This is a genomic window from Allobosea sp. Root381, from assembly GCF_001429395.1.
In the GTDB taxonomy this organism is placed as follows: domain Bacteria; phylum Pseudomonadota; class Alphaproteobacteria; order Rhizobiales; family Beijerinckiaceae; genus Allobosea.
Genome location: NZ_LMJT01000005.1, coordinates 159,394 through 175,317, shown reverse-complemented (window position 1 = coordinate 175,317; position 15,924 = coordinate 159,394). Strand labels below are relative to the sequence as shown.

Genomic DNA, 15,924 nt, shown 5'->3' with positions numbered 1-15,924 from the left:
CTTGAGGTTTTTTGGTTGGTCTAGGTGGTGATGGGTGCTCAGCGCGAAGCGATGGCCATGCGCCGCTCCAGATGCGAGCCGTAGAGCGAGAGCGGCCAGCAGAGCAGGAAGTAGAGGATGCCGACGATCCCGAAGACGAGCAGCGGCTGGAAGATCTGGTTGGAGACAATGTTGCCGGCGCGCGTCAGCTCGGTGAAGCCGACGATGGCGGCAAGCGAGGTGCCCTTGATCAACTGGACGAGGAAGCCGATCGTCGCCGGGAGCGAGATGCGGATCGCCTGGGGCAGGATGACGTCCTTCATCCGCGAGGCGTAGCCGAGGCTCAGCGCCTTCGCCGCCTCGGTCTGGCCCTTCGGCACGGCCTCGATCGATCCGCGCCAGATCTCGCCGAGATAGGCGCTGGCATGCAGCGTGAAGCCTATCGCCACCGCGATCCAGGCATCGAGCTTCAGCCCGACCAGAGCAAGGCCGTAATAGACGACGAAGAGCTGCATCAGCAGTGGCGTGCCCTGGAAGAGCGCGATGTAGCCCGAGGTGACGCGCTCGAGCAGCGCGATGCCGGAAGTGCGCAGCAGAGCTATCCCGAGCCCGGACATGCCGCCGAAGACGAAGCCGACCGCCGAGAGGGCGACCGTCCATTTCAGGCCGGTGAGAAGGAAGGCGAATTCGTTCCAGCCCATCGCGCCCTCACTTCACCGGGTAGCTGAAGTAGCGGGCCGAGATCAGCGCGAAGAAGCGCATCATCACCCAGGAGATCACGAGGTAGAACAGCGTGATCGTGCCGTAGACCTCGAAGGAGCGGAAACTGTCCGACTCGATGCGCTGCGCCACCGAGGTCAGCTCATAGGCCGAGATCGCCGATGCGATGCTGGTCGTCAGCGTCAGCAGCACGAACTGGCTCGTCAGCGAGGGGAAGATCGCGCGCAGCGCCGGCTTCAGCACGATCAGCCGGAAGACCTGGGCCTTGTGCAGGCCGAGCGCGAGGCCGGCCTCGATCTGCCCCCTGCTGATCGACTGCACGCCGCCGCGGATGATCTCGATGGCATAGGCGCCGCCATTGATGCCGAGTGCGATGATGGCTGTGGGCGTCGGGTCGAGCCTCAGGCCCGCGAGAGGCAGCGCGAAATAGATGAAGAAGATCTGGACCAGGAAGGGCGTGTTGCGGATCAGTTCGACGAAAGCCTTCACCAGCCAGCGCGCCGGAGCGAAGCGCGAGTCGCGCAGGATCACGCCGCCGATGCCGATGACGATGGCCAGCGCCATGCCGCCGAGCGCCAGGACAAAGGTGCCGAGGCAGCCCATCAGCAGATCGGACAGCCCATCGATTACGGGCGTGAAGTCGAGCTTGTAATTCATGCCGGCTCCCTGGACGGCCGACCTTCTGGATGGGTCGATCCGTTGTCCTCCGCGGCTGTGCCACCTCTTTGCGGGGGCCGACGCCGGAGCGAGCGATGCCGATTGCGTCATCGCCGTTCGATGCTAAAATGTACTGGATGGTTCAATTGGTCAAGTCGATTGTACCGTCCGGTTTATTTGAGACCGGTTGCCATCAGCCGGCTGCGAATGCGGAAATGCCGAGATGAATCAGATTGCACGCCCGCCCGCGCCGCCGCCCGTCGCCCGCAAATCATCGAGCTGGACCCAGGATCCCGAAGGCGTGCGCCGCGGCATCCTCGCGGTCGCGCGGGAGGAGTTCGTCGAGAAGGGGCTGAGCGGGGCGCGGGTCGACGAGATCGCGGCGCGCACCGCGACCAGCAAGCGGATGATCTACTATTACTTCGGCGACAAGGAGGGGCTGTATCGCGCCGTCCTCGAGGAAGCCTATGCGCGCATCCGCAATTTCGAACGCAGCCTCGATCTGGCCGGCCTGCCGCCGCGAGAGGCCATCGCGAGACTCGCCGGCTTCACCTTCGACTATCACGCCGACAATCCGGATTTCGTGCGACTCGTGATGGTCGAGAACATCCATCATGCCCGCCATCTGGAGAGTTCGTCGAAGATCGGCGAGCTCAATCTCTCGGCCATCGACATGATCCGCGAGATCTACGAGCGCGGGCTGGCCGCGGGCGTGTTCCGCGAGGGGCTCGACCCGATCGACATCCACCTGACGATCAGCGCGCTGAGCTTCTACAACGTCTCCAACCAGGCAAGCATCAGGCAGGTCTTCGGCCACGATATGGCAGCGCCGGAGGCGCGTATCCGCCGTCGGGACAGCGCGATCGAGACCGTGCTGCGGATGATCTGCCGCTGATGGCGGCGGATCAGCTTCGCTTGACCAGCCGCACCATCGCTTCGATCGCCAGCCCGTATCCGGCAGCGCCGAAGCCGGCCATCACCCCGGTCGCCGTCCGCGACATCAGGGAGTGCTGGTAGATGCTCTCCCGCGCGTGAATGTTCGAAATGTGCAGCTCGATCTTCGGGCCGTCGAACATCTTGAGCGCGTCGAGCAGCGCGACCGAGGTGAAGCTGTAGCCGGCCGGGTTGATGATGATGCCGCAGGCGGCGAGCCGCGCCTCGTGCACGCTCTCGATCAGCGCACCCTCATAGTTCGATTGCCGGAAATCGACCTCGAAGCCGAGGGATGCGGCCTTCTCTATGCAGCGTTCGCGAATCGCGTCGAGCGTCGTCGTGCCGTAGATCGCCGGCTCACGCTGGCCGAGAAGATTGAGGTTGGGCCCGTTCAGGACGAAAATCAGGTTGCTCATGGGCTCGGTCTCCGGCGGCGCCCGTCGTCAGGGCCGCTAAACGCGGTTGCGGGCGGCGAGCTCGGCGACGATGGCCGCGCTTTCGCCGATGTCGTCGCCGATGCCGGCCGTCGCGAGGTTGCGGGCAATCGCGGCCTCGTCGATCTCGAGCCCTTCCGCGACGCTCGCCATCGCATCGAGGCTGCCGGCCGCGAGCAGGAAGAGCTCGGCCAGCGCGGGCCCCTCCGCTTGCCAGCCGCCGAGGCCACGCTCCTCTTCAGCCGGCAGGCCGGAGAGGATGCCTGCGACCAGCCCGGGCGCGCGCAATACAGCCGACAGCGCGACCTGGCAGCCGGTCGGGTTGCGCTTATGCGCCATCGCGGAGGAACCACCGCGCCCCGGAACCGCCGGCTCGCGCGCCTCGCCGACCGTGTTCTGTGCCAGCAGCGATACATCGCGCGCCATCTTGCCGAGCGCGCCGATCAGGATCGCGAGCGCGGTGGCGACAGCGGCGATGCTGCCGCGGTTCGCATGCCAAGGCGGCCCGGCGGCGAGGCCCAGCACCTCGGCCATGCGCGCAGCGACGGCAGAGCCCTTGCCCGAGAGCCCGGCCCGCGTGCCGGCGGCGCCGCCCAGCTGGATGCGGGCAGCGTCCGTCACCTCGCGGTCGAGCCGTTCGCCCGCCTTGACGATTCCCGTCCGCCACTGGGCGATCCGCAGGCCAAAGCCGATCGGCAGGGCATCCTGGAGCAAGGTGCGGCCGATCGAGGGCGTCGCGGCATGACGCTCGGCCAACTGGTCGAGAGCCGGTGCGACCCGGTCGAGATCGGCCTTCAGCAGGGCGTAGGCCTCTCGAATCTGGCAGGCCAGCACGGTGTCGGCGACATCCTGGCTGGTTGCGCCCTTGTGCAGGCTTGCTGAAGCCGTTCCTGACAGGCCTGCCCGCAGCCGCTTGACCAGCGGGATGGCGAGCGTTCCCGCCAGCGCCGCCTCGTCGGCGAGCACGGCCGGGTTGATGGCGAAAACGGCGCAACCGGCGGCAACCGCCTGGGCGTCGGCGGCGTCGATTACGCCTTCCGCTGCCTGCGCAGCGGCGAGTTGCGCCTCGAAGGCGAGCGCATGGCGCAGCGTCGCGGCATCGTCGAAGACCGCCAGCATGGCCGGCGTCGTGGCCGGGCGGGTTCTGAGCAGATGGCTCACAGGTCGAAGAACACGGTCTCGTTCTCGCCCTGCAGGACGATGTCGAGCCACCATGTCCCGTCCGGCTTGCGCTGTGCGATCAGCGTGTCGCGTCGCTCCGGGGGGACCAGGTTGAGGATTGGGTCGGTCTCGTTGCCCTCGCCATCGGCGAAATAGAGCCGGGTCGGCAGGCGCTTGAGCAGGCCGCGACCGAAAACCGAGACCGCCAGATGCGGCGCCTGCAGCGTGTTGCCCGGCCCGGGCACGCGGCCGGGCCGGATCGTGCGGAAGCGGTAGACGCCGTCTGCATCGGTCGAGGCGCGGCCGAAGCCGGTGAAATGCGGATCGATGGCGACGTCATCGCGCCCGTCGTCGGCGCTGGCATAGCGGCCGGCCGCATTGGCTTGCCAGATCTCGATCATCGCATCGGGGATCGGCGCGCCGTTCCCGTCATAGACGCAGCCCGCGACGAAGATCACCTCGCCCTGCGGCGTGCCGCTCTGGTTGGAGGCGCCAAGCAGGTAGTGCTCAGGCGGCATCAGGTCGGGGCGGGCGCCCATCTCGGATCGGCCGACGAGATCGGCGCCGCCTTTCCAGGGCAGGCCGTAATGGAAATAGGGGCCGACCGTCTGCGAGGGCGTCTGGCCGAAGAGGGCGGGATCGCGATTGTCCTGCCGCGGCGCTGGATTGCGCGTCTCGAGGTCAGTGGTCGTCGTCATGATCGTCCTCGAAGGGCGTCTGGTCGCGGCCACGCAGAACGATGTCGAAATTATAGCCGAGCGCCCAGTTCGGCACGGTGGTGCCGATGTCGAAGCGCGCGACCATGCGCTGGCGATAGGGCATGGGCACGGCGTTCGCGATCGGGTCGATCTCGATCAGCGGGTCGTCGGGGAAATACATCTGCGTGATCAACCGCGTCGCGAAGGCTGGGCCGAGCAGCGAGAGATGGATATGGGCGGGCCGCCAGGCGTTCTTGTGGTTGCCCCACGGATAGGCGCCGGGGCGGATCGTGACATAGCGATAGCGCCCCTCTTCATCGGTGAAGACGCGTCCCGCCCCGGTGAAGTTCGGGTCGAGCGGGGCCGGCCAGTCGTCCTTCGCGTGGATGTAGCGGCCGGCCGCGTTGGCCTGCCAGATCTCGACGACGGTGTTCGGCACCGGCCGGCCCTGCTCGTCGAGCACGCGCCCGGTCACGACGATGCGCTGGCCCTGCGGCTCGGCCTTGTGCTGCGCCGTCAGGTCAGCCATGGCCGCGCCCATCAGCCTCTGCCAGGTGTCGCTCGGGCCGGTCGTCTCCGTCAGCGTCTGCGGCACGATCAACGCCGGCTGGCGCGGACTGCGCAGGACCGTCGAGCGATAATCCGGCGCCAGTGAGGGCGGCGACCCCGCATCCTCCCGGGAATAGGGCAGGATGAGGTTCATGCCGCGCGTTCCCGAAGCTCCCGGGCGACGGCGAATGAGGCTGCAGTCTTGGCCTTGACCTCGTCGAGCGTGACGCCGGGGGCGAGTTCGATCAGCGTAAGCCCGCCGCCATTAGCCTTGTCGCAAGCCATGACGCAGAGATCGGAGACGATCAGGTCGACCACGCCGGCACCGGTCAGCGGCAGGGTGCAGCGCTCCAGCACTTTCGACTCGCCGGCCTTGTTGGCGTGGTCCATCACGACGATGATCTTCTTGACGCCGGCGACGAGATCCATCGCGCCGCCCATGCCCTTCACCATCTTGCCGGGAATGGTCCAGTTGGCGATGTCGCCGTTCGCCGCCACTTCCATCGCGCCGAGGATGGCGAGATCGATATGGCCGCCGCGGATCATCGCGAAGCTGTCGGCGGAGGAGAAAAAGCTGGAGCTCGGCAGCAGCGTGACCGTCTGCTTGCCGGCGTTGATCAGGTCGGGGTCGGCCTCGCCCTCATAGGGGAATGGTCCGATGCCGAGCAGGCCGTTCTCGGACTGCAGCGTAACGTTCACGCCGTCCGGAATGTAGTTCGCCACCAGCGTCGGGATGCCGATGCCGAGATTGACGTAGTAGCCGTCCTTCAGCTCGCGGGCGGCGCGGGCGGCCATCTCTTCGCGGGTCCAGGCCATTATGCCGTCTCCCTCTTGCGCTCGGTGAGCTTCTCGATGCGCTTCTCGTTGATCGTGCTCAGGATGACGCGGTCGACATAGATGCCAGGCGTATGGATCGCCTCGGGGTCGAGGGTGCCTGCCGGCACGATTTCCTCGACCTCGGCCACGGTCACCTTGCCGGCGGTCGCCATGTTCGGATTGAAGTTGCGCGCGGTCTTTCGATAGGTGAGGTTGCCGGCGGTATCGGCCTTCCAGGCCTTGACGACGGCAAGGTCTGCCCTCAGCCAGGTCTCGCGGACGTAAGACTGGCCCTCGAACTCCTCGACCGGCTTGCCCTCGGCGACGACGGTGCCGACGCCGGTGCGGGTGTAGAAGGCCGGGATGCCGGCGCCGCCGGCGCGGATGCGCTCGGCCAAGGTGCCCTGCGGGTTGAGCTCGAGTTCCAGCTCGCCGGCGAGGTATTGCTGCTCGAACAACTTGTTCTCGCCCACATAGGAAGCGATCATCTTCCTGATCTGCCGGGTTTGGAGCAGCATCCACAGGCCAAAACCGTCGGCGCCGGCATTGTTGGAGATCACCGTGAGGTTCTTCACGCCGGAATCGCGGATCTCGGGGATCAGGCTCTCCGGATTGCCCGACAGCCCGAAGCCGCCGGACATGATGGTCATGCCGTCGAAGAGCAGCCCGTCGAGCGCGGCTTTCGGGCCGTCATAGATTTTTTCGCCCATCAGTCTTCCCACCTTAGTCTTGCGCGAGATCTTCTTCGCCGAGGGCGAAGCGTCTCTTCGGATTATTCTCTGATCACGCCCTTTCGAGCGCAATGGCGATGCCCTGGCCGACGCCGATGCACATCGTCGCCAGGGCCCGGCGCTTGCCCGTCAGCGAAAGCTCCAGCGCAGCCGTCCCGGCGATGCGCGCCCCGGACATGCCAAGCGGGTGGCCGAGGGCGATGGCGCCGCCATTGGGATTCACATGGGCGGCGTCCTCGAGGATGCCGAGTTCGCGCAGCACGGCGATGCCCTGCGAGGCGAAGGCCTCGTTGAGCTCGACGATGTCGAAATCGGTCGGCTTCACGCCGATCCGCGCGCAGAGCTTCTGCGTCGCCGGAACAGGGCCGATGCCCATGATGCGCGGCTCGACGCCGGCGGTGGCACCGGCGACGACGCGGGCGAGCGGGGTCAGGCCATGCTTCCGGATCGCAGCCTCCGAAGCGACGATCAGCGCAGCTGCGCCGTCATTGACGCCCGAGGCGTTGCCGGCGGTGACGGTGCCGCCCTCCTTGCGGAAGGGCGTGCCGAGCTTCGCCAGCTTCTCCAACGTGGTGTCGCCGCGCGGATGTTCGTCGGCCTCGACGCGGATGGGATCGCCCTTGCGGCTCGGGATCGTGACTGGGGCGATCTCCTTCGCCAGCCGGTCGTTCTCCTGCGCGGCCACGGCCTTGAGCTGCGAGCGGAGTGCGAAGGCGTCCTGGTCGGCACGCGAGACCTTGTAGTCCGCGGCGACGTTTTCGCCCGTCTCGGGCATCGAATCGATGCCGTATTGCTGCTTCATCAGAGGATTGACGAAGCGCCAGCCGATAGTCGTGTCGAAGATCTCGGCCTGGCGCGAGAAGGCGCTCTCGGCCTTCGGCATGACGAAGGGCGCGCGGCTCATGCTCTCGACGCCGCCGGCGATCACGAGATCGGCCTCGCCGGCCTTGATCGCGCGGGCGGCGGCGATCACCGCATCCATGCCGGACCCGCACAGGCGGTTGATGGTCGTGCCGGGAACCGTGACCGGCAGGCCCGCCAGCAGCAGGGACATGCGTGCGACGTTGCGGTTGTCCTCGCCGGCCTGGTTGGCACAGCCGAAGATCACCTCGTCCACCGCGGCCCAGTCTAGCCCGGCATGGCGCTCCAACAGCGCCTTCAGCGGCACCGCGCCGAGGTCGTCCGTCCGCACCGAGGAGAGCGAGCCGCCGAAGCGGCCGATCGGGGTGCGGACATAGTCGCAGATGAAGGCCTCGCTCATGAGTGCTCCCCGCTGCCGGTCGTCGGTGCAGCCATCTTCGAAAAAGCCTCCTTGCAGATCTTGTAGGCCCGGTTCGCCGCCGGCACGCCGGCATAGACGGCGACATGCAGCAGCGCTTCGCGGATATCGCTTTCGGTGGCACCGGTATTGGCGGTCGCGCGGACATGCATCGCGACCTCCTCATCATGGCCCAGCGCCGCCAGCAAGGCGATGGTGATCATCGAGCGCTCGCGCGGTGTCAGCTCGGGCCGCGACCAGACGGTGCCCCAGGCGCCCTCGGTGATGAATTCCTGAAACGGCGCGTCGAAGGCGGTCATGCGGCCGGAGGCGCGGTCGACATGGGCGTCGCCGAGCACGGCCCGTCTCGTGGCCATGCCGGTGCGGTATCGTTCGCTGTGGTCGGGCACTGGCTTCTCCCTCGAAAGCAGTGTCTCGACCTCGCCGATGACGGCCGAGGGCGGCACCTTTTCGCCATCGCTATAAATGCGGCTGGAAGTTATGCCAATTGAGGATTTGTCATGCATATATGAGTTATAGGTTATGCGATGATCGATTCGCGCATCCGTCTCCGGCATCTGGCCGCTTTTCTGGAGGTGGTGCAGCTCGGCAGCGTCGCAGCCGCGGCGAACGTGCTGGCCGTGACCCAGCCAGCCGTCTCGAAGACGCTGCGGGAACTCGAGGAGGTGCTGGGCGTACGCCTCTTCGACCGCAGCGCGCGCAGCCTCGTGCTTTCGGCGGCGGGCGAGGTGTTCCTGCGGCATGCCGAGGCCAGCATGTCCGCCCTGCGCCGCGGGATCGCCAGCGTCCGCTTGGGCGAGAGCCGGCCGGTGCTGCGGATCGGCGTCCTGCCGACGGCCTCCGCCCGGACCATGCCCGAGGCGATGATGCTGTTGAAATCCCTGGAGTTCAAACCGGTCCTGCGCATCGTGACCGGAGACAACCACGTCCTGCTCGGCCAGCTGCGGGGCGGCGAACTCGATCTCGTCGTCGGCCGCTTCGCCGGGCCGGAGCCCATGATCGGGCTGTCCTTCGAGCAGCTCTATTCGGAGCCGCTGGCCTTCGTCGTGCGACCGGACCACCCCGCCATGGACGGAGCCTTCGACCCGCGGCGCTTGTCCGATTTCACGGTGCTGATGCCGCCGCCGCGCTCGGTGATCCGCCCGACCGTCGATGCCTTCCTCACCGCCAAGGGCGTCGCCGAGATACGCGACCAGATCGAGACGGTGTCGATGGCGTTCGGGCGCCGCTATGTGCGGATATCCGACGCGATCTGGATCATCTCGACAGGCGTCGTGGCCGAAGACCTTTCGCTCGGCCTCCTCAACCTCCTGGATGTCGACATGCGCGACACCCAGGGACCGGTCGGCATCACGACCCGGGCCGGTGAGATCGATGCCGATCCATCGCTTGCCGTCGTCGCGCAGGCGCTGCGGGCAGCGTCTGCGCCCTATCGGCCGGGCGGGGCGGGCTGAGCATGGTCCTGCGATGATCGCGGCGGTCGAGAAGCACCTTGTCCGCAGACAAGGCGTAGGCGAGAGTGGCGCGCGTCGCTGGGGCAGGCATTGCTGACCGTCGTATATCGATCACGGCATCTCCTGGTGAAGGTTGCGCATCGGGCGAGCGCCGCCTGCATCGTGACCTTCGATTCCTTTGCCGATACGCCCGATCTCGACCGCCTTGCGTTCGGCGAGACGTTCTTTGGCCAGCAGGGCATCGCCGCCGTCCATGTCGTGAACGGGCGCAACAGCTGGTTTCACGAGCCGGATTGGCGCGAGGCGGTCGTCGCGATTCGGCAAGCGGTCCAAGGCTATCGCCGTGTCGTCACCTATGGCTCGAGCATGGGGGGCTATGCGGCGCTGCGCTTCGCCGATCATGTCGGTGCTTCCGCTGCCCTGGCCTTGTCTCCCCAGTACAGCCGCGACCCGCGCAAGGTCCCTTTCGAACGGCGTTGGCCCCGGCATGCGCGCGAGAAATGGCTGCCGGAGCTTTCCGGCCCGCTTCCGGCGAGCGTGCCTGCCATCATCGCCTATGACCCCGCGATGCTCCCCGAACGACTGCATGCGGAGTCCATCGCCGGCGAAATGGAGGTGCAGCTGCTGAAGCTGCCTCACGCGGGACATGCCGTTGCGTCCTATCTGGCGGAATGCGGGCTTCTCTCGGAACTCGTGCTGGCCGTCGTGAACGACGCGAGCGACATCGCGAGCATCGCCGCTCGCTCGAGGGCGAGGCGCAAGCGTTCGCCGCATTACCTGATGTATCTTTCCCAGGCCGCACTTGCGTCGCAACGGAATGAACTCGCCCTCGCGCTTGCGCGCAAAGCCGCCGAGATCGCTCCCGACGGCGAGATCGGGTGGCACAATCTCGGTCATCTGCTTTCGAAGATGGGCAGGCATGACGAGGCGCTTGCGGCGCATCGCCGATCGGCGGAACTCGCCCCGGAGATCGGGGCGATCCAACTGCGCTTTGCCCAGGCGCAGCGAGCCGCCGGGGACTATGAAGGAGCTTTGCAGACGCTGCGCGCCTTGTCCGCCAAGCCCATGACGCGGGAGGCAAGGCGGCGCGTCGCGACGATGACGCTTCAGCTCGGCCTGTTGTGCGGCGCCGGGCGCCTGCGCTTGCTGTTTCGCCCCTCTGCCGCCTGAACGACAGGTCTTGCGGCCCGGGGCAATCGGCCGCCGGAGCGGTGTCGCTTCTCCTTGCGGATCGGCCGCGCATCGTGTCTTAACGTGAGGTCGCGTGCTTTCGAGCATCGGCTTCGTCACTGCCAGGCTTTCATGGTCGACCGCTTTTTCAGAACCGGCTCCCCCGATGAGCCTCAATCGGCAGGCGGCCCGAAACAGGCCGGGTTCCGGAACAGGATCGGCTCATGGCTTTACCGGCCGGCGCCGATCATCGAGCGTCGCGGCGCCGACGAGTTCGTTCCGTGCCATCCGGAGCCGTTGAAGCAGGACCCCAACATCCTTCAGATCGTGCTGGGCGCGCGCCACAATCTGATCGGCGGTTGGACGTCAAAGTACTACCGCGCGGGGATCGACAGTTTCCGCATCGCGCGCCGGCAGATCGTCTTCGTCAACACGCCCGAACACGTCAAATACGTCCTCGTCACCCGGCACGCCAATTTTGAGCGAAAGAGCCCCCAGATGCGGCGGGCGCTCGAGGCGCTGCTCGGCGACGGGCTGTTCATCAGCGACGGCGAGACCTGGAAGAGGCGCCGGCCGCTCGTGGCGGATATCGTCCATAAGCGCCGCCTGCCGGAATTCGGCCAGACGATGGAGGATGCCGCAGGCGCCCTCGCCGAGGAATGGGAGCGTCTGCCGGGCGGGGCCGAGGTCGAGCTGACCGAGGAGATGGGGCGCCTCACGGCTGCGATCATCTCCCGCGCGGTCTTCGGCAAGAGCATTGCGCGGGAGGCGGCACAACAGGTCATCGACGGCTTCAGCTCCTTTCAGCGCCATGCCGATTCCTTCAATCTCGGCTATTTCCTCGGGGCGGACGAGGGTTGGCGGGCCTTTGGGGGCAAGGGCAGGCGCCGGGCCATCGCGATGGTCCATGAGGTGGTTGAGAACGTCATCAACGCCCACCTTGCCGGCGAGGGCGATGCGGGCTCGATGGTCGACCTGCTGATCCGCCGCAACCAGCGCAGCGGCGGAGCCCCCTTGGACGTTACCGCGCTCCGCAACGAAGCGGCGACGATCTTCATGGCGGGGCACGAGACGACCGCGACGACGCTGAGCTGGGTCTGGTATCTCCTGGCCAATGCGCCCTGGGTGCAGCGGAAGGTTCATGACGAGCTCGCGGAGGTCTGCGGCGGGCGTGCGCCGACGCTGGCGGATCTGCCGCGGCTGCGCTGGTGCCGCGCCGTCATCCAAGAGACGCTACGTCTCTATCCGCCCGTGCCGCTGCTGCCGCGGCAAGCGCTGGAAGCCGACATGATTGGCAGCGTCAGGGTCGAGAAGGCGGCGCTGGTGATGATCGCGCCCTGGCTGCTGCATCGGGCGAGCGATCTCTGGGACCGGCCGAACCATTTCCTGCCCGAGCGCTTCCTCGACGGCAGCCGGATCGATCCCTTCGCCTTCATCCCCTTCACCGTCGGCCCACGGATCTGCCCGGGTATGAATTTCGGCCTCGACGAGGCCACGCTGTGCCTCGCGATACTGGCCCAGCGCTTCGATGTCGTTCCGCGTGCGGGCTACAGGGTCGAGCCTGTCTGCCGCCTGACGCTGCGGCCCGGCGGCGGCCTGCCGGCGCGCGTGCTGCGGCGCTCTTCCGGTCGTCAGAGCTAAGGCGGAAGCGGCAGGCATGGTCTCCTGGGAACGAATCCTACACCGGCTGATGCGCCGCCTGCCCGTCGGGCCGGCGTCGGCCCTCGGCGGGCAGCTCGCCAGGCTGAAGATCAGGTTCGTTACTCCCGATGTCGCCGAGAAGGCCCGCTCGAACCTCAGGCGGCACCTGCCGGCCGCTCCGGATGCGGAGCTGGAGCGGATGGTCTGGCGCTTCGCCGACAATATCGGCCGGCTGATGGCGGAGTTCGCGATCTCGCATCGCTTCGCGGAAACGGGCCGGATCGAGATGCTAGGCGTCGAGGAGGCGGGAGCGAGGGTCGGGCAGATGCCGACGATCGCGCTTTGCCTGCATGTCGGAAACTGGGAGGTGGTCGCATCGGCGCTGCAGGTGATCGGCGTCCCGATCGCCTCGATCTCCGAGGTGCCCGGCGACCCGCTGCATCGCGAGATCGCGGACAAGACACGGAAAGAATTCGGCGTGAAGGTGCTGGCGCCGGACCGCAATGGCGCGCGGCATGCGCTCTCTCTGCTCAGGAACAACGGCACCGTCGCGATTTTCCCCGACGAGGTGCGAGACGGCCGGATGATGGCGCCTCTCTTCGGGCGCCCGCCGCATCTCAAGGGCAATCTGGCCGTCGCTGCAAAGCTAGCCCGGCGCACGGGTGCCCAGATCGTGCTGGGATATTGCGAACGCGTCGGCGGCGCGCGGTTTCGCGTGCGCTTCCTGCCGCCCTACACCCTTCCGCCGGGAGACGGTGACCCGCTTGCCGATGTCGCCCTGCTGAACGACCTGATCGAGCCGATCGTCCTGAAGCATCTGGACCAGTGGTATTACCTGGACGATTCCCTTGCGCCGATCGATTGATCCAATGCCGGCGCTGCCGGTGTCGTTGCGCCCGGAGGAGCGCTGATGCCGAGCGCCGCAGCGGCGAAGGTCGCCGTCATATCGGGAGGTTCTAGCGGAATCGGCCTGGCCTGCGCCCGCTACCTGCTGGAGCGCGGCTATCGCGTGGTGCTGCTCGCCCGCGACATGACCCGGCTTCGCGCCGTCGAGGCCGAGCTCGCAGGCAGTGCTGCGGGCGCGGTCGACATCGCGTCCGTCGATGTCGACGATCCGATCGCCTGCCAAGCCGCCATCGACGAGGTCTTTCGCCGGCACGGCCGCATCGACTGGTTGATCACCTCGGCGGGGACCGCCGAGCCCGGCATGTTCCTCGATCTCGATCTCGCCATCCATCGTACGCAGATGACGACGAACTATTTCGGGACGCTCCATCTGGTGCGAGCGGCGGTTCCCGCGCTGCAGGAAGCCCGCGGGCGGATCACGCTGATTTCGTCGGCTGCGGCCTTTCTCGGCATCGTCGGCTATAGCGCCTATGCGCCGGGCAAGTTTGCGCTGCGGGCCCTGGCGGAGATCCTGCGGCTGGAGCTGGAGCCGCAGGGTATCGCGGTCGGCATCGCCTTCCCGCCCGATACCGAGACACCGCAGCTGGAGCGCGAGCGGCAGAACCGCCCCCTCGTCACGCGCCTGGTCTCGGAACAGGGGGGGAGCATGACGGCGGCCGAGGTGGCCCGGCGCATCCTTCGCCAGGCGGAGGCCGGCCGCTTCATCCTGGCACCCTCCATGCTGGTTTCACTGCTGGCCTGGTTCAACAGCCTCTACGGGCCGGTCTTCGCCTGGTGGCAGCGGCGGTTGCTCAGGCGCTTTACGACGCAAGGGTCCCGGGCCGGGCAAGCGTCGTCAGGGCCGGGCCCCCGCGATCGGCCGCGGGCAAGCCGCTGACCATCCTGGGAAACAGGCGATGATCTACATATCCTACGGGGTCACGAAGTCGGCCAGCACCTTTCTCTACCAGCTGACCGAGGAGACCTTCCGGACCGCGGGCCGGAAGGTCGCAAGACTCGGGCATCCTTTCCGGCCGATCGATTCGGTCGAGAACTATTTCAACTTCATCGAGACCGAGCTGCTCGACGAGATCGAGACAGCGATCGGCGGGCAGGATATCGTCCTCAAGACGCATGGGACGCCGCCGCGGGATCTCGCGCAGCTCGTGGCTTCGGGGCGCGTCATGGGCAGCGCCTCGATACGCGACCCCCGCGAAATCGCCCTGTCGATGCTGGATCACGGGACCCGTTCCAGACGGTGGCGCAGCAGTCGATTCTCCGAATTCGTAACCGTGGCGGACACGCTGCATGCGCTGGATCTCCAGATCGCCTGCTTCCTGAACTGGGCGGGCACGCCGGGCGTCGCGGTGTTCAACTACAACGACATCTGCTTCGACAGCGCCGCGGTCGTGCGCAGCATCGCGGCCCAGATCGGCGCCGAGGTCGATGCCGAGGCAGTGGTCGGAACCTTCGGCAGCAAGACGACGATCGGCCAGTTCAGCAAGGGCAAGGCATTGCGCTACACCGAGATGGACAATCGCGACCAGACGCTCTTCCTCGAGCGTTTCAAGGCGCTGTACAGCGCCTATGAATTCGAAACGGAAGCGGCTCTGAAAATTGCGCAGATGCAGGCGAATCGTTCCTTCCGGCCGTCGGGGGAACTGCGTCAGAGCATCAGCACGCTGCGAAGGCTTTTCCGCGTCTGATGTCGCGATCCTCCGGACAGCGATGCGAAGGCGCCATCGGCTCCGACGTGGGCGGGCATTCCGTCACCGAAGGGCTGGCGGCCCCGCGCCCGCGAGGCTAGCTTCCGTACAGGCAAGGCAGACTGCGGCAGAATCGGGATTCGACCGTGACGCTATTCACCGAGTTCCTCATTCTGTTCGTCATGGTCGTGGCCGCGGTGCTCGCGGTCATGTTGCTGACAGGCCTGTTCTTCGAGGTGATGAATGCGCGCCATCCCGAGCGGCGCATCCAGAAGCACCGCGTGAACAAGCGCAAATGGGCCGAACTCAAGCAGGCGCCGGTCTCGATCCTGACCCTGTCGGCCTGCTTCGCCTTCGGGCTCTTCGCCCAGGGCAATGGCTGGACGATCGCTCCGCTTGCATTGTCGTGGTGGTCGGGGCCGCTGATGCTCCTCGTCTCCGTGGTGCTCTACGATGCCTGGTTCTACTGGGTGCACCGGCTGCTGCACTGGAAACCGTTCTATCGTTTCCATGCCCTGCATCATAAGAGCGTCGCGCCGACCGTGTGGAGCAACCATCACGAGAGCTTCGTCGAGGCGCTCCTCAACCAGGCCTATTATGCCCTTATCGTCTTCGTGCTGCCGATCCCGTGGCAGATGCTGGTGGTGCAGAAGGTCTATGATCAGATCAGCGGCATGCTCGGCCATGCCGGTCACGAGCATTTCGCGTCACCTGCCGGGCGCACGCCCTGGCCGCTGGCGAGTACGGTGTTCCACGACCAGCACCACGGCCATTTCCGTTTCAACTACGGCCACAGCTTCTCGCTCTGGGATCGCTGGATGGGCACCCTGCATCCCCGATACGACGCGACCCTCGAAGGCTTCGAGCCGGGAGGAGAGGCGGTCGTGGAAGGCCGGCCAGGCCCGGAGCGGTCGTGACGGCGGCGGAAGCACGAGCCCGACGACGCGATGCTCCTGACGTCCGCGCCGTTAGGGCTCGCGACTGCCGCATCATGCCGCGGCACGAGGCGGGTTGCGGGCTGCCAAAATGGATTGCGCGATCCGGACGAAAGATGCAAGACGGGTTTGCTATGATGGCAGAAGGTGCTGAATCCGCGATGGAAATCCGTGCC

The 15,924-nt window shown here is 66.7% G+C and carries 18 protein-coding genes; 8 read left to right on the top strand and 10 right to left on the bottom strand.

The features are described from left to right. Positions 1–38: 38 nt before the first annotated feature. Complete coding sequence (locus tag ASE63_RS06960; protein WP_056798573.1) at positions 39–680, bottom strand: amino acid ABC transporter permease; 642 nt, start codon at positions 678–680, stop codon at positions 39–41. Positions 681–687: 7 nt separating this feature from the next. After that, the gene (locus tag ASE63_RS06955; RefSeq protein ID WP_056798570.1) at positions 688–1,356 is read right to left on the bottom strand and encodes an amino acid ABC transporter permease; all 669 of its coding nucleotides are present in this window, start codon (positions 1,354–1,356) and stop codon (positions 688–690) included. 223 nt (positions 1,357–1,579) lie between these two features. On the opposite strand from ASE63_RS06955, the gene ASE63_RS06950 reads away from it, so the two are divergent. Continuing rightward, positions 1,580–2,251, top strand: a complete 672-nt coding sequence (locus tag ASE63_RS06950) for a TetR/AcrR family transcriptional regulator (RefSeq protein WP_056798565.1) — start codon at positions 1,580–1,582, stop codon at positions 2,249–2,251. A gap of 10 nt (positions 2,252–2,261) precedes the next feature. Here ASE63_RS06950 and ASE63_RS06945 read toward each other — a convergent pair whose 3' ends face one another. The 8 genes from ASE63_RS06945 to pcaC form a co-directional block, all read right to left on the bottom strand. Beyond that, positions 2,262–2,705 carry a type II 3-dehydroquinate dehydratase gene (locus tag ASE63_RS06945; protein WP_056798562.1) on the bottom strand — a complete coding sequence of 148 codons (444 nt, stop codon included), beginning with the start codon at positions 2,703–2,705 and terminating at the stop codon, positions 2,262–2,264. Between the two features lie 36 nt (positions 2,706–2,741). Continuing rightward, positions 2,742–3,842: a lyase family protein gene (locus tag ASE63_RS06940; protein WP_200962534.1), complete on the bottom strand. Its 1,101-nt coding sequence runs from the start codon at positions 3,840–3,842 to the stop codon at positions 2,742–2,744. 38 nt (positions 3,843–3,880) lie between these two features. After that, entirely contained in the window at positions 3,881–4,582 is a 702-nt protein-coding gene (gene pcaG, locus ASE63_RS06935) for a protocatechuate 3,4-dioxygenase subunit alpha (RefSeq protein ID WP_056798554.1), read from the bottom strand. Beyond that, entirely contained in the window at positions 4,566–5,285 is a 720-nt protein-coding gene (gene pcaH / locus ASE63_RS06930; RefSeq protein WP_056798550.1) for a protocatechuate 3,4-dioxygenase subunit beta, read from the bottom strand. Before pcaH ends, pcaG begins: the two co-directional genes overlap by 17 nt. Then, a complete protein-coding gene (locus ASE63_RS06925) occupies positions 5,282–5,947 on the bottom strand; it encodes a 3-oxoacid CoA-transferase subunit B (protein WP_056798546.1) in 666 nt (221 codons plus the stop codon). The genes pcaH and ASE63_RS06925 overlap by 4 nt, the downstream gene beginning before the upstream one ends. Then, positions 5,947–6,657: a CoA transferase subunit A gene (locus ASE63_RS06920; protein ID WP_056798543.1), complete on the bottom strand. Its 711-nt coding sequence runs from the start codon at positions 6,655–6,657 to the stop codon at positions 5,947–5,949. Before ASE63_RS06920 ends, ASE63_RS06925 begins: the two co-directional genes overlap by 1 nt. A gap of 73 nt (positions 6,658–6,730) precedes the next feature. Next, the gene (gene pcaF / locus ASE63_RS06915) at positions 6,731–7,939 is read right to left on the bottom strand and encodes a 3-oxoadipyl-CoA thiolase (RefSeq protein WP_056798540.1); all 1,209 of its coding nucleotides are present in this window, start codon (positions 7,937–7,939) and stop codon (positions 6,731–6,733) included. Then, positions 7,936–8,346 carry a 4-carboxymuconolactone decarboxylase gene (gene pcaC / locus ASE63_RS06910; protein WP_280137437.1) on the bottom strand — a complete coding sequence of 137 codons (411 nt, stop codon included), beginning with the start codon at positions 8,344–8,346 and terminating at the stop codon, positions 7,936–7,938. Before pcaC ends, pcaF begins: the two co-directional genes overlap by 4 nt. Positions 8,347–8,484: 138 nt before the next feature. On the opposite strand from pcaC, the gene pcaQ reads away from it, so the two are divergent. The 7 genes from pcaQ to ASE63_RS06875 all read left to right on the top strand — a co-directional run bounded on the left by pcaQ (position 8,485) and on the right by ASE63_RS06875 (position 15,730). Then, on the top strand, positions 8,485–9,411 hold the full coding sequence (pcaQ, locus tag ASE63_RS06905; RefSeq protein WP_056798537.1) for a pca operon transcription factor PcaQ: 927 nt from the start codon (positions 8,485–8,487) through the stop codon (positions 9,409–9,411). 126 nt (positions 9,412–9,537) lie between these two features. Beyond that, entirely contained in the window at positions 9,538–10,581 is a 1,044-nt protein-coding gene (locus ASE63_RS06900) for a tetratricopeptide repeat protein (protein WP_056798534.1), read from the top strand. A 297-nt stretch (positions 10,582–10,878) separates the two neighbouring features. Further along, on the top strand, positions 10,879–12,222 hold the full coding sequence (locus tag ASE63_RS06895; RefSeq protein ID WP_244491314.1) for a cytochrome P450: 1,344 nt from the start codon (positions 10,879–10,881) through the stop codon (positions 12,220–12,222). A gap of 16 nt (positions 12,223–12,238) precedes the next feature. Beyond that, positions 12,239–13,087 (top strand): hypothetical protein, encoded by an 849-nt coding sequence (locus tag ASE63_RS06890; RefSeq protein WP_082609719.1) that lies wholly within the window; start codon positions 12,239–12,241, stop codon positions 13,085–13,087. 45 nt (positions 13,088–13,132) lie between these two features. Further along, complete coding sequence (locus ASE63_RS06885; RefSeq protein WP_056798528.1) at positions 13,133–14,005, top strand: SDR family oxidoreductase; 873 nt, start codon at positions 13,133–13,135, stop codon at positions 14,003–14,005. Positions 14,006–14,024: 19 nt separating this feature from the next. Continuing rightward, on the top strand, positions 14,025–14,813 hold the full coding sequence (locus ASE63_RS06880; protein ID WP_056798525.1) for a hypothetical protein: 789 nt from the start codon (positions 14,025–14,027) through the stop codon (positions 14,811–14,813). Between the two features lie 146 nt (positions 14,814–14,959). After that, positions 14,960–15,730, top strand: coding sequence for a sterol desaturase family protein (locus ASE63_RS06875; RefSeq protein WP_056798522.1), 771 nt, complete (start codon positions 14,960–14,962; stop codon positions 15,728–15,730). The last annotated feature ends 194 nt before the right edge of the window (positions 15,731–15,924 follow it).